This is a genomic window from Desulfobacter sp. (assembly GCA_028768525.1).
Taxonomy (GTDB): domain Bacteria; phylum Desulfobacterota; class Desulfobacteria; order Desulfobacterales; family Desulfobacteraceae; genus Desulfobacter.
Map to the genome: position 1 here is coordinate 4,955,928 of CP054837.1, position 22,685 is coordinate 4,978,612.

General features: G+C 55.2%; 9 protein-coding genes. 7 read left to right on the plus strand and 2 right to left on the minus strand.

What is annotated here, in order from left to right:
- Positions 1-59: 59 nt before the first annotated feature.
- From HUN04_21820 to HUN04_21845, 6 genes are all read left to right on the plus strand, one after another.
- A complete protein-coding gene (locus HUN04_21820) occupies positions 60-1,880 on the plus strand; it encodes a response regulator (protein ID WDP92214.1) in 1,821 nt (606 codons plus the stop codon).
- Between the two features lie 134 nt (positions 1,881-2,014).
- Positions 2,015-2,221, plus strand: coding sequence for a dodecin domain-containing protein (locus HUN04_21825; GenBank protein WDP92215.1), 207 nt, complete (start codon positions 2,015-2,017; stop codon positions 2,219-2,221).
- Positions 2,222-2,445: 224 nt separating this feature from the next.
- A complete protein-coding gene (locus HUN04_21830) occupies positions 2,446-3,204 on the plus strand; it encodes a ParA family protein (protein WDP92216.1) in 759 nt (252 codons plus the stop codon).
- Positions 3,201-4,076: a ParB/RepB/Spo0J family partition protein gene (locus HUN04_21835; protein WDP92217.1), complete on the plus strand. Its 876-nt coding sequence runs from the start codon at positions 3,201-3,203 to the stop codon at positions 4,074-4,076. The genes HUN04_21830 and HUN04_21835 overlap by 4 nt, the downstream gene beginning before the upstream one ends.
- The gene (gene ispH, locus HUN04_21840) at positions 4,073-5,785 is read left to right on the plus strand and encodes a 4-hydroxy-3-methylbut-2-enyl diphosphate reductase (GenBank protein ID WDP92218.1); all 1,713 of its coding nucleotides are present in this window, start codon (positions 4,073-4,075) and stop codon (positions 5,783-5,785) included. The genes HUN04_21835 and ispH overlap by 4 nt, the downstream gene beginning before the upstream one ends.
- An 18-nt stretch (positions 5,786-5,803) precedes the next feature.
- Positions 5,804-7,930 (plus strand): DUF342 domain-containing protein, encoded by a 2,127-nt coding sequence (locus HUN04_21845; GenBank protein WDP92219.1) that lies wholly within the window; start codon positions 5,804-5,806, stop codon positions 7,928-7,930.
- Here HUN04_21845 and HUN04_21850 read toward each other — a convergent pair.
- Positions 7,924-8,901: an acyltransferase gene (locus HUN04_21850; GenBank protein ID WDP92220.1), complete on the minus strand. Its 978-nt coding sequence runs from the start codon at positions 8,899-8,901 to the stop codon at positions 7,924-7,926. The genes HUN04_21845 and HUN04_21850 overlap by 7 nt on opposite strands.
- A 70-nt stretch (positions 8,902-8,971) precedes the next feature.
- Entirely contained in the window at positions 8,972-10,501 is a 1,530-nt protein-coding gene (locus tag HUN04_21855) for a sigma-54-dependent Fis family transcriptional regulator (protein WDP92221.1), read from the minus strand.
- Between the two features lie 231 nt (positions 10,502-10,732).
- Here HUN04_21855 and HUN04_21860 point away from each other — a divergent pair, with 231 nt between their 5' ends.
- Positions 10,733-22,489: an acyltransferase domain-containing protein gene (locus tag HUN04_21860; GenBank protein WDP92222.1), complete on the plus strand. Its 11,757-nt coding sequence runs from the start codon at positions 10,733-10,735 to the stop codon at positions 22,487-22,489.
- Positions 22,490-22,685 lie beyond the last annotated feature (196 nt).

Consider the following 22,685-nt stretch of genomic DNA (forward strand, 5'->3'; position numbering starts at 1 on the left):
ATTTGTTTGTAAGCATTATTTTTGTTTCCGGTGCCGTTTATGTGCTGTTGGGGATTTTCTTGATCGGTAAAATGATCCGTTCCCTTGACCGGGCCTACAAGGAGGCCGTTGCGGCCAATGATAAATTGTCCGGCAACCAGAGACAGTTAAAAGATACCAACCGGATATTGAGAGCTGAAATTGAGAATCACAGGGTGACAGAAAACCGCCTTCAGAGAAGCTATGATACCCAGACCGTTGCGAATCGGATCCTGCAGGAGGCAATGACGGATTCCTCCATCCAGGAGATATTGGATCACAGCCTTGATCTGCTTTTGTCTATTCCCTGGCTGGCATTTGAATCCCAGGGCAGTATTCATTTGGTGGGGGATGAGCCTGGGATACTGGTTTTGAAGGCCCAGAGGGGTTTTCCTGAAGCCCTTGAAAAGCAATGCCGGTCCATCCCCTTTGGGAAATGCCTATGCGGGCGTGCGGCGCTTGAACGAAAAATTGTATACGCCGCACATATTGACCGCCGTCACGAAATCTCCTTTCCCGGTATCCAGGACCACGGCCATTACTGCATCCCCTTGGTCGCCAAGGCAGAAACCCTGGGCATTCTCAATATCTATTTAAAGCCGGGCCATGAAAGGAGTGAATGGGAAGAGGATTTTCTCATGGCCGCAGCCAATACCCTGGCCGTTGTCATTGTCCAGCGCCGGGGGGAAGTGCAGAAGAAAGAAATTGAGCAGCGCCTGCTGCAGTCCCAGAAAATGGAATCCATCGGCACCCTTGCCGGCGGTATTGCTCACGATTTCAACAATATTCTGTCGGGTATTTTTGGCTATACCCAGCTGGCGGAAAGATGTCTGGATGACCCGGAAAAAGCAAAGGATAGGCTGGCCCAGATATATAGAGGGGCCAGCCGGGCCTCTGACCTGATTCAGCAGATACTTACCTTCAGCCGGAAAGCCGAGTATAAAAAAGTACCGGTGAAATTAAGGGAGGTGGTTGAGGAAGTCACAGGTTTTTTGCGCTCATCCCTGCCTGCGTCCATCGATATTATCCAGGAGATCACCTCCAAAAGCTATGTCATGGCCGAACCCACCAAGATTCACCAGATTGTCATGAATTTATGCACCAATGCATCCCATGCCATGAGGGAAAACGGCGGCCAACTGCATCTTACCCTGACAGATGTGGGGCTGGACAGCCAGGCTGTGACACAATTCCCCGATATGCCAAAGGGGGATTATGTGAGGCTTGAGGTCCGGGATAACGGCGTCGGGATGGAAAAAGAGGTTCTGGACAAGATTTTTGAGCCCTATTTCACAACCAAGAAAATCAAGGAGGGAACCGGCCTCGGGCTCTCCGTTGTCCTGGGGATTGTCCAGGAGCATAAGGGATATATCCAGGCCGACAGCACGCCGGGAAAAGGCACCGCTTTTCAATTGTTTTTCCCTAAGGTTTCTACGGGAAACAGCGGCGAAAAGGGGGCGGTCCGGAAAGATTTTGACATACCAGGCGGCGCCGAACACATTTTGATTGTTGATGATGAAAAGAGCATTCTGGATTCAACCTCGGAGCTTTTGAGGGATTACGGTTACCATGTATCGGAGTTTTCAACCCCCGGGCAGGCCTTGTCCCAATTCCTTGATACTCCCGGAGGGTTCGATTTGGTGATCACCGACATGACCATGCCGGTGATGAGCGGTGAAGAACTGGCTTTGAAGATTCTGGAGGCCAGCCCCCATATGCCCGTACTGCTTTGCACGGGCTACAGCGATAAAATTTCAAAAAACAAGGCCCTTAGGATGGGGATCCGAAAATTTGTCCAGAAACCGGTGGTGGGAGAGGAACTGCTGGCGATGATCCGGAAAATTCTGGATGAGGGCATTTAATTTTTTAAGCTTTTCAAATGCCCATAAGCCTTGTATGATAAATCAGGTTGATTCCGCAATTCCCTATTCTATCTTCTCACTCTGAACTTGTACCTGCCTTTTTTTATAACCTGATTTTATAAAAGGAGAGTGTCATGGAAACAAGTGTTTACAAAATTATCGAAGTGGTGGGGTTTTCTGAAACATCATGGGAAGATGCCGCCAAGGCCGCTGTTGCCACCGTGGATAAATCCATCCGGGATATACGGGTGGCCGAGGTGATCCAGATGGACATGCGCCTGGAGGACAATAGGATCATCGGCTACCGTACAAAGCTGAAAGTTTCTTTTAAGCTTGAATGATTTTTTCCTGAGCATCAGGGTTTGATATTTCAATGGGCCTTGCGGGCCGGATATATGCGGTGTTGCCGGTATACCGCCCGGAGGGCCCATTGTCGTTTGCCGCCCTTTTTTTAGGGCGCATTTTAAATCCGATTTGCCCCTGGTTTTGCCTCGACGGAATTTACGGATTTGAGGCGCTGTATCTGTTTGCCACGGCTCTTTAATTATGATAATAAAATCGGATTATGACTCAGATTATCAGTATTGCAAACCAGAAGGGCGGGGTCGGTAAAACAACCACAGCGGTGAATCTTGCCGCAGCCCTGGCCAAGCTGGGTAAAAAGGTTCTGCTTGTTGACTGTGATTCCCAGGCCAATGCCACAACCGGCCTCGGCGTTGACAAACCCTCCCTGCCCGCATCACTTTACCACGGATTAATCGGTGACGCAGATATCGAAGAGATTTTACAGCCCACCATGATTAAAAAACTCATGCTTATTCCCGCCAATGTGGATCTTATCGGATTTGAGGTGGAGATGATGTCTGCCCCCCGGCGGGAAGCCCGGCTGAAAACGCTTCTGGAACCTCTGGCCGACCGGTTCGATTTTATTATCATTGATTGCCCGCCGGCATTGAGTCTCTTAACCCTTAATGCCTTTGCCGCCTGCCATTCCGTGGTGATCCCCCTGCAAAGTGAATTCTTTGCCCTGGAAGGGCTGGGTCAGCTGCTGGATACCATTAAACGGGTGAAACAATCCTTTAACCCGGGGCTGAAGATCAAAGGCATCCTGCTGACCATGTTTGATAAGCGGACCAACCTCTCCCAGAACGTGGTGGATGACGCCAGGCAATATTTCCAGGATCTGGTTTTCAAAACCAAGATCCCCAGGAACGTGAAGCTGGGAGAAGCCCCCTCCTACGGTCTGCCCATAATCCTGTACGATAAAATGTCCCAGGGATCTAAGAGTTATATGGCTTTTGCAAGGGAACTGCTGAAACGATGATGAAAAAGAAAAAGAAACACACCGGCCTTGGCCGGGGAATCTCTGCCCTCATTCCTGATTTTGACCTGGAAAAACCCGAAGCCAGTTCTGATTTTTTCTTTTGTGCCGTGGGGGAGATCAGCCCCAATAGGTACCAGCCCAGAACCCGGTTCAGTGAGGATGAGCTAGAACGGCTGAAAAATTCCATCGCCCAGCAGGGGGTGCTCCAGCCGCTGCTGGTTCGGAAAATGGACGGGGCCTATGAACTCATCGCCGGGGAACGGCGGCTGAGGGCGGCCAAGGCGGCCGGGCTTACCGAGGTGCCTGTGATCATCCTGGACCTCACCGACGAGCAGGTGCTTGAAGTCTCCATCATTGAGAATATCCAGCGGGAGAACCTCAATGTGCTTGAAGAGGCCGAGGCCTATTTCAGGTTGATTGACGAATTCGGCTATACCCAGGAAAAGGTGGCCCGGAAAATCGGGAAGAACCGTTCCACCATTGCCAATCTGCTGAGGCTGCGCAGCCTGCCCCAGCAGATCAAAGAGAGTCTGGTGGCCGAGAAGATTTCCATGGGCCACGCCAGGGCGCTACTGGGCGGCGGATCCGAGGAAAACCAGCTTTACCTGTTCAAGCAGGTGCTGGAACGCAAACTCTCCGTCAGGGAAACCGAGCGGCTGGTCAACCAGGCCAAGCAGGAACCCAGACAGCTGGCCCAAAAGATGACAGCGGATGAACGACGGTTTCTGGAGCAGACATCCACCCGGATTTCCACCCGGATTAACAGCCCGGTCAACATCAAGAAAAACGGGGAAAAGGGTAAAATAGAAATCAAATTTAAGTCCGGTTCCGAATTCAACCGCCTTGTGGAGCTGCTGAGCACCCTTTCATGAAAATTTCCATTGCTAAAACAGCCGGATTCTGCATGGGCGTCCGGCGGGCGGTAGATATGGTTCTGGATGCCGCCAACCAGTCCGACGAGCCCATTTTTACCTATGGCCCCCTGATCCATAATCCCCAGGTCCTTGAAATGCTGGAAGGAAAAGAGATCCACCGGCTGGACGCCATCCCTGAAAAGGGGGAGGGCATTGTCCTGGTCCGCGCCCACGGCGTGCCCCCCGAAGATGAGACCGCCCTTGCCAATGCGGGATTTACTGTGATCAACGCCACCTGCCCCAGGGTGGTCCGGGTTCAGGTCATCATTAAAAAATACGCCAAAAAGGGCTTTGCCACCATCATCATCGGAGATAAAAAACATCCCGAGGTGGTGGGGCTGTTGGGCTATGCCAGGGGAAAAGGGCACACCGTTACTTCCATGGCCCAGCTTCAAGCCCTTCCCGGGTTTGAAAATGCCGTTGTGGTGGCCCAGACCACCCAGAATACCAAGTTCTACGAAGAGATCAAAACCTGGTGCCGTGAGAACGCCCCCCATTACGAGATTTTTGACACCATCTGCGGCTCCACGGAAAAACGGCAGAACGAGGTGAGGGAACTGGCCAAAACCCACGATGCCGTCATTGTTGTGGGGGGGAAGGAGAGCGGGAATACCCGGCGCCTGGCCCAGGTGGCCCTGGAAACAGGCACCCCGTCCACCCATATCGAATCCGCCGCTGAACTGGATTATGATCAATTGGCCGGGGCCAATGCCATTGCCATCACCGCCGGCGCCTCAACCCCCAATTGGATTATCAAGGATACCTGCCAGAAGGTGGACCAGACCCTGAGGCATAACCGCCCGGTGGTCGGAAGATTTATTGGCGCCATGGATGTGCTCATGAAGACCAACCTGCTGCTGGCCCTGGGGGCTGCCTGCCTTACATTCGGCGCCGCCTGGATCAGGCAGGGAAGCGATGCCTATTTCCATGCCGCCATTGCCATGTGCTATGTCCTGTCCATGCAGATTGTGAACAATATGATGACGGTGAAATCCGATACCTATAATAAACCGGACCGCGCTGCATTTTATAAGGATCATAAACCATGGCTGTGGGGACTTGCGGCGACTTCGGGCCTGGCCGGTCTTTATATGGCCCATGGCCAGGGCGCGGTGTATTTCTGGGTGGTATTTACCATGAGTCTGCTGGGGCTCTCATATGACCTGAATATCATCCCCAGGTTCATGGGGGGCAGGCGATTTTACCGGATCAAGGATCTGCCCGGTTCCAAGACCATCCTCATTGCTGCGGCCTGGGGCGTGGTTACCGCCCTGCTGCCGGCTCTGGTTGACAAAAGCGGATGGCCGGCAACCCTTATCGCCTTTCTCTTTGCCACAGGCCTTGTCTTTTCCAGGACGGCCTTTGTGGACATTCTTGCCGTTCAAGGGGACCGGATTGCGGGCAAGGAAACCCTGCCCATCCTTCTTGGAGAAGCCAAAAGCCTGAAGGTTATCCGCTACACCCTGTTGCTCACGGCGGCCATGCCGGTTATGGGCGCTTTTTGTCTGACCGCCGGAAAAATGCTGGTATGGCTTGCCTTGGTGCCGGTTTTCATGCTTTTATTGATCAAAGCCTACAGAGAAGACCGCTTTTTGTCGGGCGGCCCCTATGAGATACTTTTTGAATCGTTGTTTATACTGGCGGGGGTGCTGGCGGTCTTAATCTAATACCCTTTCGGAGGTGCCATGACAGACGGGCCCGTAAAAAAAGCCGTTGTTCCCCTGTTCGGGACACTGGCCGTAAAAAACCGCTTGATTACCGATGCGGATCTTGAAACCGGGTTGGATCGGTGCAAGGATGCGTCTGATCTTGAAGAGGCCCTGCGGTCATATTTCCTTTCCGAGGAGCTGATTTCCAAAAAAAACATCCAGCGTCTGGCCGTGGCGGCCAAAGCCATTTCCATCCGCCAGAAAGAGTTTAAATTCGGTGCCATTGCCGTATCCAAGGGGTTTATCAATAAAAGTGTCCTGGAGTTGGCGCTTGAGGATCAGGAAGATGACCTGAAGCAGGGGAAAAAGCCCCGGAGAATAGGGGACATGATGGTGGAAGCCGGGCTGATTACGGAAAGTCAGCGGGATATGATTCTCAAGATGCAGAACAGGAAACCCAAGCCCGGAAACGGAGATAACGGCGATCAGAATGGGAGCCGGGATGCATCGGCTGCAGAAAAGAAAGAGGGCGCGCCGGAAAAGGAGGCCGTTAAACCTGATCCGCCTGAACTCCTGCCTCCGGAACTGATCATCGGCGGGATTCAACTGCAGGTGGCCGGAGATCTTATGGCGGCCTTTCTGACCAAAACCCCGGAGTTCGATCCGGATGTGCCTGCCCAGGCAATTAGAGAAGCCCTGATTGACAGGGGCATTGTTTCGGGACTGGCGGCAGATGAATTAATCGAGGGGTTTGTCAGGTCTTCGGGTTTCAAAACCCAGTCATTCAGGGTGGCCAAGGGGATTCGCCCCATTGAGGGCAAAGATGCCAAGGTGGAATTTTTCTTTAACACCGATTACCTCAAGGCCGGGGGCATGGATGAAGAGGGAAATATCGATTTTAAGCAGCGGGGCGAAGTCCCCCTGGTGGAAAAGGGAACGGTACTGGCGGAAAAAACACCCAGGGTAGAGGAACGGCCCGGGTTGAATTTATACGGCGAGGATGTCCATATGGTCCCCTCAAAGGACAAGCCCCTGAAGTTCGGAAAGGGTGCCTTGCTTTCCGAAGACGGGTTCAAGCTGCTGGCAGGGGTGAGGGGATACCCCAAGTATTCCCTGGGCGGGGTGGTGTTTGTCCATGAAGAATACACCACCGGCGGGGATGTGGATTATGAGACCGGGCATATTGAATTTGACGGCAAAGTGAATGTCAAAGGCTGCATCAAATCAGGATTTAAGGTCAGGGGCAGCGATATTACCGCCATAGAGCTTGACGGTGGCATCGTGGAAGCCGACGGAGACCTTAAAGTGGCCGGCGGGATCAATGAAGGCAAAATTTATGCCCGGGGAAATGTCTATGCCAAATTCATTCTTTCCTCTGAGATTATATGTATGGGGGATGTCTATGTGGAGAAAGAAATTGTGGACTCCACCATTGATGCCGGCGGCGCCTGCTCAATTATCCGGGGGAAATTGATTTCCTCCAAGGTGTCGGCCAAGATGGGGCTGGCAGCTCAGAATATCGGCACCGAGATGGGCGCCCCTTCGGTGATCAAGGTGGGGTACGACGCCTTTACGGCAAGGGAACTGGCCCAGAATAAGAGTAAAACAGCTGAAACCAAAGAAGAAATACTCAAGCTGGAGGGAAAAAAGGCCGAGTCCGGGGCCAAAAAAGATGCCCTTCAACAGGATATTTCCAAACTGGCCCATGTCCAGGACCGGTCCCAGCTGGAGCAGGCCGAGATCCGCAAGCAGATGAATGATCCGGCCGGTGCCGCCGTACGCCGGGAGTTGGAAAAAAAGCTTGAAGCATTAGAAACATCTGCCCGGGAGGCCGAGGAATCCATTGACCGTTGCTTCACTAAAATAGATGCCGCTGACGCTCTCATCAAAAAAATTGACAGGGAAATACACCGGTTTGAAACCCTGTTGGAAAATCTTACCGAAGAACGGAACAATCTGACCCGATGGTCAAGGGATAATCCCGGAAAGCCCCAGGTGCTGGTTGAGGGCGCCCTGTTATCGGGGAATAGGATTATGGGCAAGCATTCCGATCTCACGGTGGACACAATGATCCGCCATGCCCGGATTACAGAGGTGCTTGCCCAAAGCGATGACGAGTCCGGGGGGCGGCCCGCCTACCGCATGAAGGTGGATAATTACTGATTTATTTTATGGCCGGTTTTCTGCCCCGTTTTCAGCATCCCTTCCGTCGTTGATCCGTTTTCCGGCAATCGTTTGTTTTCCGGACCGCCGCCGAGCCGCTTTATTTTTTCATCTTTTTCCTGCCACAGCCGGTTGAGCCAGTCACAGAATCGGGATCTGAAGTCCTCATTTCCGAAATAATCCCCTACAAGGGCGGCCTCCACGGGTGATACCTCAATATCCACCACCACCTGTTTCATCCCGCCTGAAATAAAGTTCCAGAAGTTGGGAATGCCGCCCGGATAGACAATGGTTACATTGATGACTTTGTGCAGGTACTGGCCCATGGCCCCAAGGACAAAGCCCACGCCCCCTGCCTTGGGGGGGAGCAGGTGGGTGTACGGGGAGTCTTTCCGTTGGTGTTTTTCAGGGGTGAACCGTGTGCCTTCAACAAAATTCATCACGGAAACCGGTGTGTGTTTGAATTTCTCACAGGCTTTTTGGGTGCTTTCCAGGTCCTTGCCGGCCAGGTGGGGGTTGGCTGCCAGGAACTTTTTGGAATACCGTTTCATGAATGGAAAATCCAGGGCCCACCAGGCAAGGCCCAGAAAGGGGACCCATATCAGTTCTTTTTTCAGGAAGAATTTGAGCATGGGGATCCTGCGGTTGAAGACCTTCTGGAGCACCAGGATGTCCACCCATGACTGGTGGTTGGAGATGACCAGGTACCAGTCTTTTTTGTTCAGCCGGTCCAGGCCCCTCACATCCCATTGGATTTTGTTGAACAGGGCCGAATTCATTCCGTTAATACTGATCCACAGGGTGGCGATGCCGATGAGGAACCTGTCCAGGAAAACGAGGAATCCTTTCATTGGAATAATGAATTTTAAAAGGGAAGCCAGGATCAGCGGAACGGTAAGGGTCACTGTGTTCAGCAGATAGCCGAGGAATGAGAGTGCCCCTTTCAAGGGGCCGGGAAGAAAATCCAGCATGAGGTCAATCCTTTTTAAGTGTCAACAGGGTTAACTGTGTCAACGCAGTGTCTGCCTATTGATAAATCTTTCAGGAGGCCGGGTCAATAATTCTTTTGGTCTTTTTTTGAGGGGATGGGGCCTGGTAACCGGTGATGTATTTTTTTACGGTTCGGCGGTCCAGCCCTGTTTTTCTGGCCGTTTTCTCATAGGTGCCCAGGGCGTCGTAGAGCAGTTTGCAGTATCCGGCCACCAGATCCGGCACGGCGATGCTTCCCTGTTCAATCCCCTGGGCCAGGGTCTCCGCCAGTTCCAGTTTTCCCGGATCCGCTGTGGCCTTGCCGTTGTAGTCCCGCCTCAGCAATACGCTTCTTGCGCACTGCTCCAGTTCCCGGACATTGCCGGGCCAGGGGTAATCTTCCCCCAGGTTCCGTGTGATGATCCGTTTTACCTTTTCAATGAGTTTGGGGGCATGGGCCCCGGTCATGCGCTGGATAACAAATCCCAGCAGGTGGTCCAGTTCCTGGGGATCCTCCTTGATCCGCTGACGCAGGGGAGGGACCTCAATGATATCCGAACAGAGCCGGTAGTAAAAATCATCCCGGAAGACATCGCCGTCCATGATTTTTTTTCTGGGCTGGTTGGTGGCCCCGATGACCCGTCCGTTGAACCGTTCCGCAGCATGGGCGCCCACCGGGATGAAATGGCGTTCCTGGAGTACCCTCAGCAGCTTGATCTGGACGTGGTTGGGGATTTCACCGATTTCATCCAGGAGGATGGCGCCGTAGGGACTGCACCGGGAAAAGGCCCCCTGGTAATTCTCCACGGCCCCGGTAAAGGCCCCCTTGGTATGGCCGAAGAGCTCTGATTCCAGCAGGGTCTCGGGGTACTGGGAGAGGTTCAGGGAGGAAAAGGCCCGGGTAAAGCTCTGGGCGAAACATTTGGTTTTGGGATCAAAGGGGATGAACCCGCTTCGGCCGATGGCGTTGGCCGCCGTGCCTTTTCCCGTGCCGGTTTCTCCAAGCAGCAGGGTGGAGAAATCCTCCATCCGGTTCCACAGATACCTGTCGTACAGTCCTATATTATAGGTAAAGACATTGTACCACAGATGCTTTTTCAGGATCCGCATGCAGGGGCTGGTGCCCACCAGGGTGTTGGAAATAAAATAAAAGGCCCGGCGCAGTTGAAAGGAGAGGGCGAAGTAGTGGTAGAATTGCTCCGTATCAAATCCCTTGGCCGCCCACATGGTTTTGGCCTCATCCACAAACTCCGCCTTTACCGGTGTGTCCCCGGCCTCAATCTGCTCTTTGATGTGCCGGTCGAATCTTTCCCTGAACTTGTGGAAGATATCAAAGAAATAGACCACCCGGAGCAGCTCCCTGTCCTCCTCCCGGTATGCGTCAATATTGCATTTGTGAAGCTTTTCCAGCATGGTGAGCCGCCGGTCCACCTCCCGATAGCACATGTCCTTGCTCTCCCTGCGGGAGGCGGAGGGAAAATAGCCTGCAATGCGCTGGTCCAGCCGTTCCCTCAGCCGTGAGAAGGGGTTGGCAAAGGCGGCATTGTACACGGTTTTAAAAAAATGTCTTTCTTCCTGGGCCAGTTTCAGTGGCGGGGCCATGGGCAATCCTTATTTTTGATTTCAAAATGTATAATGTGCATATTTGTACACGTCGTGATCATAAAATGCAAACCTGGCGGAAAAATAAAAAATGAAGGGGCGGGCAGCTGCATGGGTAACTGACTTTAATTCAGATGCTTATGGGAAAATATCTGGTTTTGGTTGTGTTGGCACGCTCTTTGATACGTATGGGGGGACGTTTATTTTTTTAACCTTAAATGGAGAATTTACATGATTAGAAGAATACTGAATTCAAGACTGCCTTTGATGGTTCATACCCCAGTCAAAGTCTTTGACCTCAGATATTTTCATGCCATTTACAATGCCGGGGCCCTGCCGGTTTTCGATACCGAATTTTTGAGCAGGGATGACATCATTCAGAAAGCATTGCTGCTTGCCGGCGAAAACCTGCAGTTCGGCCTCCGCCTTTCTGCCCACGACCCTGATATTATCCATACCCTGAGACGGGAAAATATTAAAAATCTGGACGCCCTGGTGGTGCCCTTAAGCAAGGGGGATACCCCGGCAGACCTGAAACGGTTTAACAGTACCAAAATCATCCTTGAACTCAGGGATATCGGCCTGACCGAAGAGATAAGGGACCTTGATCCCCACGCCCTGGTGGTGAAAGGCAACGAAGCGGCCGGGCGGGTGTCCAGGTACTCTTCCTTCATTCTCATGCAGTGGTACCTGAAACATTCACCCTTGCCGCTTTTTGTCCACGGCGGCGTGGGGCAGTATACCGCAGCCGGGATGCTGGCCGCCGGTGTCTCCGGCTTTGTCATGGACAGCCAGTTGCTGCTGGCCAAGGAAGCACCGGTGTCCGATGATTTCAAGAAATTGCTGGCCGGGCTGGACGAAGGGGATTCCACCGAGATCACCTTCAGGGAAAAAGGCATCTACCGGGTTTTTGCCAAACTGGGCACCAAAGTGGTGAAGGACCTGAAGGAAGAGGCTGTCCTGCTTTCCGACAAAGAAGAGGGGGACATCTATCCGGCCATTGCCGAAAAGATGACCGCCCTGGATAACCCGGACGCTTCCTTTATCCAGTCCCTGTTCTACCTGGGCCAGGACGGCATATTTGCCAAGGAATTTGTGAAGGAATCAGACTCCCTGGCGGAGATTATCGACCGCTTTTTTACCACCCTGGGGGGCCATCTGGATCAGGTTGACCGCCATGATCCCGTTAAAAAGAATTCCCCCTTTGCCAAGGACCAGAATACCGCCTATCCCCTGATCCAGGGCCCCATGGCCAATATCTCAGACAATGCGGAATTTGCCGCCCAAGTCCTTGAGGCCGGCGCGCTGCCTTTCTTTGCCGTGGGCAGCCTGCCCGTGGACCTGGCCGATACCATGATTAAATCCGGTGCCGAAAAACTGGATAATTTCGGTGCCGGCCTGGTGGGCATTGAGGCCTTCAATCCCCAGGTGGCCGCCCACCTGGATATGGTAAAAGAGTATAATGTGCCTTACGCCCTCTTTGCCGGCGGCATCCCCTCCCAGGCCGTTGAACTGGAAAAGGCGGGCACCAAAACCTATCTGCACACCCCGTCGGTTTCCATGATGGACAACGCCATTGAAAACGGCTGCACCCGGTTCATCTTCGAAGGGGGTGAGGCCGGCGGCCATGTGGGGTCACTGACTTCCATGGTGCTCTGGGAAGCGGCCATTGCCAGTCTCATCAACGGCGGCCGTGACCTCTCCAGCCTCTACCTGGTTTTTGCCGGGGGCATCACCACCCGGTTCGCCTCCTTTTTCATCTCCGGCATGACCTCTTTTCTGGCTGCCCGGGGGGCCAAGATCGGCCTTCAGGTGGGCACGGCTTATCTCTTTGCCAAGGAGATCGTCGATACCAAGGCGGTACAAAAGCAGTACCAGGAGATCCTCATTGAGCAGGACAAAACCGTGGTCATCGGCAAAACCCTGGGGCTGGCCTCCAGAACCGCCCCCACCCCCTTTGCTAAAATGATGACCGACCATGAAGCCGAAATGATCCGGGAGAAAATGCCCTTGTCCCAGCGGAAACGTTCCTTTGAAAAAAAGAATATCGGGTCCCTGCTCATCGGCGCCAAAGGCTTTCTGCCGGATTTTAAAAATCCCGGCGAGGAGAATTACACCTGGTTTGAAGGCGAGGAACACCGTGAAAAAGGCAACTTCCTCGTGGGAGACAGCCTGGCCTTCTTTAAAGAGCCCGTCACCATCCAGCAGATCCACGACGGATATTTCACGGGCAAATCCCAGCTCTTTGCCCACCTCAACGGTCTGGAAACATTCTCCAGTCCCAAGTCCAGGATCCACGACGAGATCGCCGTGGTGGGCGTGGGCTGCACCCTTCCCCATGCCGACACCCCGGACCAGCTCTGGCAGAATATCCTGGACAAGCGATACTCCATCGCCCCCATGCCCGAATCCCGCATGGACCGGGAACTTTACTATGACACCAACCGCAAGGCCGAGGACAAGACCTATACGGACCTGGCCGGCCATGTGGACCATTTTGAATTTGACCGGGAGCGCTTCGGCTATGCCGAGGGCAAGGATAAAAAACTCTCCCGCAGCCAGAAGATGGTTCTTTCCACCGCCTACAAGGCCGTGGAGAGCGCCGGGCTTCTGGATGAAAACGATAGGATGATCTGTGAAGATCCCAAGCGGACTGCCGTGATCATCGCCACCTGCCTCTCCAATGAACTGGGCAACGATCTTCAGCTCAAATACTGGTATCCGGAAATCCTTTCCATGATGGAAAAACTACCGGCCTTTGAACGTTTAAGCGATGATGAGAAGGAAAAGGCAAAGCAGGCCCTGTTTGAAGGGATGGAAGGAGAAAACAAGGGGTATGATCCGGTCCACGGGATCCTGCTCAACATTGAAGCCTCCCGCATCGCCCGCCACCTGGGCGTCCGGGGCACCAACTATATTGTGGACGCGGCCTGCGCCTCTTCGGTTACCGCCATAGATGAGGCCTGCAACGAACTGCTCTCCGGAGAGCATGACACCGTGGTCGTGGGCGGGGTGAACACCCACCTGGCCCCGGAGTCCTTCATCGGCTTCGCCAAAATGGGCACCCTTTCAGACAAAGGGTCCTTTCCCTTTGACGGCCGGGCCGACGGATTTATCCTGGGTGAGGGATCTGTTGTCTATGTCCTCAAACGGATGAAGGATGCCCTCAGGGACGGTAACAAAATTTTCGGCATCATCAACGCCATCGGCTCCAGTTCCGACGGCAAGGGCAAAGCCATTGCCGCGCCCAACCCCAAGGGCCAGGTCATGAGCCTGGAACGCTGCTTTGGCAGTATCCGCCCCGATATAAAACCGGAGGACATCGGATTCATCGAAGCCCACGGCACCTCCACCACCGTGGGGGATCAGGTGGAACTGGGCACCCTGGACGCCGTATACAATAAATCCGGTGCCGGCATCTCTTCCATCAAATCACAGATCGGCCATCTCCTTGGCTGTGCCGGTGCCGCCGGCATGCTCAAGGCGCTGCTGGCCGTGAATAAAGGCATGCTGCCGCCCAACGGCGGGTTTGAAACCCTGTCCGACAAACACGATTTGAGCAAGTCTTCCCTTTTCATTGTCAAGGATGCACAGGACTGGACCCCGGAAGGGGGCACTAGCCGTAAGGCCGGCATCTCCTCCTACGGGTTCGGGGGGATCAACTACCATGCCGTGGTGGAAGAGATGACCGATGCCTATGTCCCCCTGCAGCGGGATATTTTTCCCGATACCGCCTATGACTTCAATGACGACCGTATCGTGGTAGCCGGGCTCGGGGTCTTCCTGCCCGGTGCCAAAAACACGGAAGAATTCTGGGACAAGCTCTCCTCAGGGGAGAAGCAGCTGGGCCGGATACCGGCGGACCGGTTTGACAACGGCAGCTATACCGACCAGGGAAAGGATTCCTTTTATTACCTGCCCCGTGTAAAGGCGGGGATGGTTACGGACTTTAAGTTCAATAACCTCAAGTACCGCATGCCCCCCAAGATGGTGGAATCCGTTGAACGGGGACAGATCTTCGGCCTGGAAGCCGCATCAGAAGCCCTTGAAAACTGCGGCCTGCTCAATGTGGACGGCGCGGCGGCGCGTACCGGGGTCATCCTGGGCACCATTGCCGGGGAACGCCAGAGCAAGAACGTTATCCGGGTCCGTAAAAATTACCTGCGCCGGGTGATTGAAAACTGTGGTGGCCTCGAAGAGGATACCGCCAAAACCCTGGCCTCGGACCTGGTGAACAAGATTCGGGAAACCATCCCCGAAAACAACGAGGACACCACCCCGGGCCTGCTGTCCAATATTATCTCAGGGCGGATCGCCAATTTCTTCGGCCTCAACGGCGCCAACTACGTCATCGACGCCTCCTGTGCTTCGGCCACCATTGCCCTGCGCAACGGTATCCGTCACCTGAAGCAGAAAGACCTGGACTTTGTGCTGGCCGGCGGCGTGGACTGCAACCTTTACCCGGCGGTTCTCATGGCTTTCAAGCGGCTGGGGCTGCTCTCGGAAGGGGACTGCAATTTCTTTGATTCCCGGGCTGACGGTTATGTCATGGGCGAAGGGGCGGCCATCCATGTGGTCACCACCCTGAAACAGGCCCGGGAAGCCGGCATGGACATCTATGGAGAGATCAACGCCTGCGCGGTCCGCTCTTCCGTACCCGACCATATGCTGGCCCCCTCGGAACAGACCTTTGTGACCGTGACCAACGAAGCCTATGCGGCCGCCGGCATCAGAAAGTCCGACATTGACCACCTGGACCTTTTTGCCTTCTCCAACATCTTCGGGGATATCATCGAAAAACAGGTGACCCAGGCATGCTTTGACCACGAGATGAGCTGCGGCAACGTCAAGCCCCAGTTCGGGTATTTCAAAGCGGCCAACCCGGCGGTGGCCATGGCCAAGCTTATGCTCATGAACAAAAACGGCCGGCTGCTTCCCGATTTCAACTATGATGAGGAACACTCCATTCTCAAGGAATGCCGGATTTTGAAACCCATCCGCCGTGCCGTTGACCGGACACCCGGCCAGCCCCTGCGCTTTGCAGCAAATGTCAACGGTATCGGCGGGAACCACGCCCATCTGATCATGGGCTGCCTGCCGCCGGTACTCGAAGGGGCCGGTGCCGCAGCCCAAACAGCAGAACCCGCCGTCATCGAAGCCGAATTTAAAGCGGTGTCCGGTGACGATATTGTTCTTGCCGATGCCGCGGCCCATTCCGCCGGCCCCGGCGGCAAAAAGCTGCGCATGGTGGCCCTGCTCTCGGGCCAGGGCGCCCAACGGCCGGGCATGATGAAGACCCTTTATGAATCCGACAGTGAAATCCGCAGGGTGATGGACAAGGGCGAAACCATATTCAGGGCCCAGCGGGGCTATTCCCTGCTGGACCTCATGTTCGGCGAAGACGACGCCCTGAACTCCACCCAGAACACCCAGCCGGCGGTCTTCCTCTCCTCTGCGGCAGTATGCAGCCGCCTGGCCCGGGAAGGGTTCTCTCCGGATTATTTCATCGGCCACAGCGTCGGCGAATACACCGCCCTGTTCTGCTCGGGCATCCTGGGATTCGAAGACGCCATGAAGCTGATCATCAAGCGGTCCGACCTCATGTTCGAAAGCACATTGAAGAATCCGGGCAAAATCATGGTGGTATTTAAGAATGAAAAGGAGACCGCGGCCTTGATCCGCAAATCCTTTGTTTCCGACATCTGGATCACCAACAAGAACAGTGAAAAGCAGACCGCCGTCTCGGGCAAGGCCGAATCCATCGAGGCATTCTGCCAGTTTCTCACCACCGAGGGTGCGGTTTACAAAAAGCTTAACCTCACCGGCGCCTTCCACACTCCCATGCTGGACGAGGCGGCCAAAGAGCTCCGGGCCTACCTGGATACCCTGAATTTTAACCGGACCCGCTACGGCCGGATCATTTCCAATACCCTGGCCGCCCCTTACCCGGAGGATCCGGAAGCGGTCAAGGACCTGCTGGCCCGCCAGATTACAAGTCCCGTGGAGTTTATCAAATCCATCGAGCATGTATACGTCTCCGGCCGGACCCATTTCATTGAAATCGGGCCCGCCCGCCTGCTGGTCAATCTGTTGAAAAATATCAATATCGGGGAGTTCGGCACCGCCGTCTCCGTGGACGGGCGCAAGGGCGAGGAAGAATCCTTTGCCGCCTGCCGGGACTATCTCATGGGCTGCAACAGCCTCTTTGAATCCCGCCCGGTTCCCACGGCCCCTCCCGCACCTGAAACTGTCCCTGCACCCGTGCAGGAAGAAGAGGAATTACCTGAAGTTACAATGTCAGAAGATTTTGAGTCATTTAAGGAGAACAACCAGGAAGCCATTGACCGCCTCCTGTTCAAGGAATACCAGCGCCGGAAAAAAGATGCGGCCGTGGCCGCCATGGAGCGCTTCCAGTTCAACACCAACCGGGTGCTGATTTCCGGTGTCTCCGTGGGCCTGCCCGGCAAAGCCCGCCGGGTCTTTGCCGAAGACAACTTTGATGCCATCCTCAACGGCAGGAACTTCATTGAGTCCCTGGATTCCGACGAGATGCACAAGCTCACCGACAAGAACATCACCAAGCTCTACAAGCAGCCCGACGGCAATGCACGGTTTGTCCAGATCACCAAGACCGAGGACGTCATTCACCTGGCAGGCCAGTTGGGATACTTTAACCTCACCGACGAGTACGGCATCAAGGCCCAGTATGACAATGCCATGGCCATGGGCATCGCCGCCGGCATCGAGGCCCTCAAGGACGCCAACATCCCGCTGGTGATGCAGTACAAGAAGATGAAGGACGGACGGTCCATGATCCCCGACGGATTTGCCCTGCCCGAGGAGATGCAGGAAGAGACCGGCGTCATCATCACCTCGCTGTGGCCCAATGGGGAAACCCTGATTTCCGAGCTGGAAAAATATTTTTATGAAAAACTCTTCCTCAAACCCTATGAAGAGTTTGAAAAAATCTACTACTTCCTTATGGAAAAGATCGGGGATGTGGAGATCAAGGACCGGCTCACCGACTGGTTCTTCAAGGCCAAGTCCCGGAAACGCAGCGACATGGGTGAATACAAGTTTGACCGGAACTTCCTGCTCAACGCCTGCCCCCTGGGATCGGCCCACCTGGCCCAGATCATCAAGGCCAAAGGCCCCAACACCCTGGTCTCTTCCGCCTGCGCCTCCACGACGCTGGCCATGGGCATTGCCGAGGACTGGATCAGGGTGGGCCGGTGCAAGCGGGTCCTGGTGGTGGGCGGCGAAAACGCCACCTCCCCCAACCAGAACCAGTGGATCGGCTCCGGCTTCCTGGCCCTGGGCGCCGCCACCATTAAAAAGCGGATTTCCGAAGCGGCCAAGCCCTTTGACGAAGACCGCAACGGCACCATCCTGGGCTCCGGCGCCGTGGGCCTTGTGGTGGAAGACCAGGCCTCTGCTGCCAGGCGCGGGATGAACGGCCAGGCCGAGGTGCTGGGCACCCATATCGCCAACTCCGCCTACCACGCCTACAACATCGACGTGCCCCACATGTCCAGGGAAATGCAGAAGTTCATTGAAAAGGTGGAACGCCAGACCGGCATCTCCAAAGAGGAATATGCGGACAAGCTGCTGTTCATGTCCCATGAGACCTATACCCCGGCCCGGGGCGGCTCTGCCGACGCCGAGGTCCAGGCACTGGAAAGCACCTTTGCAGGCCACCTGAATAAGATCTGTATTTCCAATACCAAGGGGTTCACCGGCCATACCCTGGGGGCGGCCATCGAAGATGTGGTCATGGTCAAGGCCCTCCAGAAGCGGAAGGCGCCCCCCATTGCCAACCTGGCCAAGGTGCCCAAGAATTTCAGAAAATTGAATTTCTCCGGGCAGGATAAGATTGATTCCGAATACGGGCTCCATCTTTCCGCCGGGTTCGGGTCACATTTTGCCTTTATGTTCATCAAACGGGTGGAGGAAAACCCGGTGCGGGGCAACCTGGTCTACCAGAGATGGCTGAGAAAAATCACCGGCAGCCAGAATCCTGAACTCAAGGTGATCGACAACACGCTGTGTGTGGTGGCCGGTGACCAGGAGATCAAACCGTCCGCAACACCTGAACCCGCGCCTGCCATCGCTGCGGCATCAGCCGCACCGGCAACTGCCGCCTCTGCGGCCAACCCGGTCCTGGCCCCTGCGGCCCGGCCCGTGGCCAAGGTAAAGGCCATCATTGCCGAGCAGACCGGCTACGCCCAGGACATGCTGGAGGACGACCTGGATCTTGAAGCGGATCTGGGGATCGACACAGTGAAACAGGTGGAAATTTTCGGCAAAATCGCCTCTGATTTCGGTTTCCCCGTGCCCGACGACCTCAAGCTGAGGGACCTGAACACCATCGCCAAGCTGGGGGCCTATATAGCGGATAAAACCGGCCTGGACAGCGGTGCTCCTGCCGCTCCGGCTGCACCGGCAGAAACACCGGCGGCAGCCGCGTCTGCTGCCGGCGGGGTCGTGGACCAGGTAAAGGCCGTCATTGCGGAACAGACCGGTTATGCCCAGGATATGCTGGAAGATGATCTGGACCTTGAAGCGGACCTGGGCATTGATACGGTGAAGCAGGTGGAAATTTTCGGCAAAATCGCCGCCACCTTCAACTTCCCCGTACCCGAAGATCTGAAACTGCGGGATCTGAACACCATTGCCAAGCTGGCGGAATATATTACCGACCGGACCGGCCTTGCTGACGCTGCACCTGCAGCAGGACCCGGATCCGCAGAGGCAGCTGTTGCTCCCGCTGCGGCCGCCGGCCCGGTGCAGGCGGTGAAGGCCGTCATTGCCGAGCAGACCGGTTATGCCGAGGATATGCTGGAGGATGATCTTGACCTTGAAGCGGATCTGGGCATCGACACGGTGAAGCAGGTGGAAATCTTTGCCAAGATCGCCGCCACCTTTAACTTTCCGGTCCCCGATGATCTTAAGCTGAGGGATCTGAACACCATCGCCAAACTGGGCGCCTATATTGCCGAGAAGACCGGCCAGGCCGATTCTGCAGAACCGCCGGCTGCCCCTGCTGCCCCTGCTGCCGGGGCCGCCCCCGGGACCGGCACACCTGTACCCGGCAATGATGTCTCCGCTGCCGTCAAAGAGGTGATTGCCCAGCAGACCGGCTACAGCGCCGACATGCTGGAGGATGATCTGGATCTTGAAGCGGACCTGGGCATCGACACGGTGAAGCAGGTGGAGATTTTTGCCAAAGTGGCCGCCGCCTTTAACTTCCCCGTGCCCGAGGACCTCAAGCTCCGTGACCTGAATACCATTGCCAAGCTCTCTGCCTATATCCAGGAAAGAACGGCGGCGGCTCCGGCCGCCTCACCGGAGGTGATCCCGGCCACGGGGTCGGCGCCGGAAACGGCTCCGCCTGCCGCCGTATCGGCTGCTGAACCTGGCGCCCAGGCGCCCCAGGATGCCGACCCCTTCCCGGATCCCGCCTCACCCATCAAGCGCCTGGTGGTGCGGGTGGACGAGGCAGAAATACCGGCCCCCAGGATCACCGGTCTTAAAGATAAGACCATCCTGGTTTCCCTGGACAGCCACGGATTTGCCAAAGCCGTGATTAAGAGAATTGAGGCCCTGGGCGGCAGGGCCGTCACCCTGGCCCACCGGGCAGACAAGGAAAAGGGCCAGAAAGCCGACCATGTCCTTGACCTTTCAGATGTGAAGGCCCTGGAAGAGAAGATGGCCGCCCTGAAAACGGAGCTTGCCGGCATTAACGGGTTTATCCACCTGGCCGGGCTGGATTTTTACTTTAACCGCCACAACGCCGGGTTTGCCTCGGATGCCGAGCTTTCCGTCACCGTGAAATCTGCCTTTGTGCTGGTCAAGCATCTTTTCGATGACCTGAACCGGGAGGGCAACATCATCGGCACCATGGCCTTTGACTCCGTGGTCTTCCCCTATATGGAGGGCTGCGGCGAGATCCATCCCATGTTCGCAGGGCTATCCGGCCTGATGAAGACCGTGAATAAGGAAATGCCCGATACCCGGGTGAAGGTGGTGGATTTTTCCTACAAGCAGCCCAAAAAGAGCCTGGCCCGCATTGTGGACCTGTTCATGGGCGAACTGCTGGGAGACGATGACCGGTGCGAGGCCGGATACGGCAACAAGAAACGCTATGTACTTTCCATGCACCAGTCCATTGCCGACCGCACCCAACAGGTGGTCTCTGAAAACGACACCCTGCTGGTCACCGGCGGGGCAGGGGGCATCACCTACGAGATCCTCAAGCAGGTGGTGGCCAGGTATAAAACCAACCTGGTGATCCTGGATATCAACGATATCTATGCCACCGACGCCAAATACCTGGACAAGGCGGCGGATCAGCCCAGGCTCATGGCCCTTCTTAGGGAGGATATGCCCGGGGTCAAACCCGTTGAAATCAAGCGGGCCCTGGACCGGATCATGCGGGTCCGCCAGTCCGTTGAAAATATAGAATACCTCAAAGCCCAGGGCATCAGCGTGGAGTATATCTGCACCGATGTCACCGATTATGATGCCGTGAAAAAGGCGGTGGACTCATGCGAACGCATCGACGGCATCTTCCACGCCGCCGGCATGGAGATGAGCCAGTTCATCCCCAAAAAGGAACTCTGGTCCTTTGAACTGGTGGTGGATGTGAAGGTTAAGGGAATGAGAAACCTGCTTCGGGCTACCAAGGACCTGGATTACAAGTACTTTTTTACCTTTTCCTCCGTCACCGCCCGGTTCGGCAACCAGGGCCAGGTGGATTATACTGCAGCCAATGATTTTCTGGGCAAGACCTTGGTTAAAGAAAACCTGGACCACCCGGAACGGACTTACAAGGTATATGCCTGGACCGCATGGGGCGGGGTGGGCATGGCCACCAACCCCACGGTGAAAAAGGTATTGGAAGACCGGGGCATCCAGTTTCTGCCCATGGACCAGGGCGTGAAGTTCTTCATGGCCGACCTCCTGGACAAAACCGAGTCTGAAATGGTTTTTTCCGGCATGGATTACGACTTTGATGTGGACGGCCTGCTGGGGGATCCCAGCGACAAGGCTTATCCCTTCCTGGACGACATCCTGGAGCAGACCGGTGAGGGCGCAACCTTTGGCCGGACCCTGACCCTGGAACGGGATATCTTCCTGAATGACCATACCATGGGGGATGTCCCCCTTTTCCTGGGGTCCACCGGCATTGAGACCATGGCCGAGGTGGCCCGGGTACAATCCGATGACAAACCGTATTTCACCGGCCTGTCCGGGTTCCATATCCCCTACGGAATCAAGCTGCTCAAGGGGCGGGACAAGGCCTTGATGATCTCCGGTAAATCTGCCGGAGACGGCAGATTCGACTGCGAGATTTCCTCGGTGTTTAAAAACCCCGCCGGTATGGTCATGGGAGATCCCAAGACCCATTACCAGGGTACCTATCAGTTTGCAGAAACCCCCCTGGCGGAAAAGACCATTGAGCTGCCCGAATTTTCCCGGGTGAGCTGGGAAGGGGATCTTGCATCCCTGGTCTACCATCCCCGCCGTTTGTTCATGTTCGGGCTCTTCGGGACCATCACGGACATCAATTCCTTTGACGGGACCACCCTGATCACCACCTTGAACGACATTAGCGATGCCGAGTTCTTCAAGGGGGTACGGAACCCGAAATTCACCGCCGCCCCGGTACTGGTGGACGCCATGTTCCAGACCGGCGGTCTGCTGGAGTTCTTTACCTCATCCAGAACCGTGCTGCCCTATAAGATTCATAAGATGGATTTTTACGGCACCCCGGAACGGAAAAAGCCTTATTACTGCATTACGGAGAAAAAGGCGTCGGGGGATGAAACCAATACCTACGACCTGACCCTCTGCGATATGGACGGAAAGGTTTACGTCCGGATTACGGGGTTTGAGATGGTCAAGCTCAACCGTCTGGATAAAGAAGACCGCATCGCGGACAAGGTGAACTTTACACCGGCCGCAGCGGTAACGGAAAAGGCCTGATTATGACCATACACAGGGCCTGATCCCTGTATACTTGCCATGACAGAAAGGCAGTCCCGGTTCCGGGGCTGCCTTTTTGCGTTTTGATGCGGGGAAAAATAAAGACGGCTCCGGCAGTTGTCATTTTCGCCTTTGACGTGATAAAAGCAGATGCCGGGCTGGGGCGGTGAGCAGGAAGGGGAGTCCTTCCTGCCGG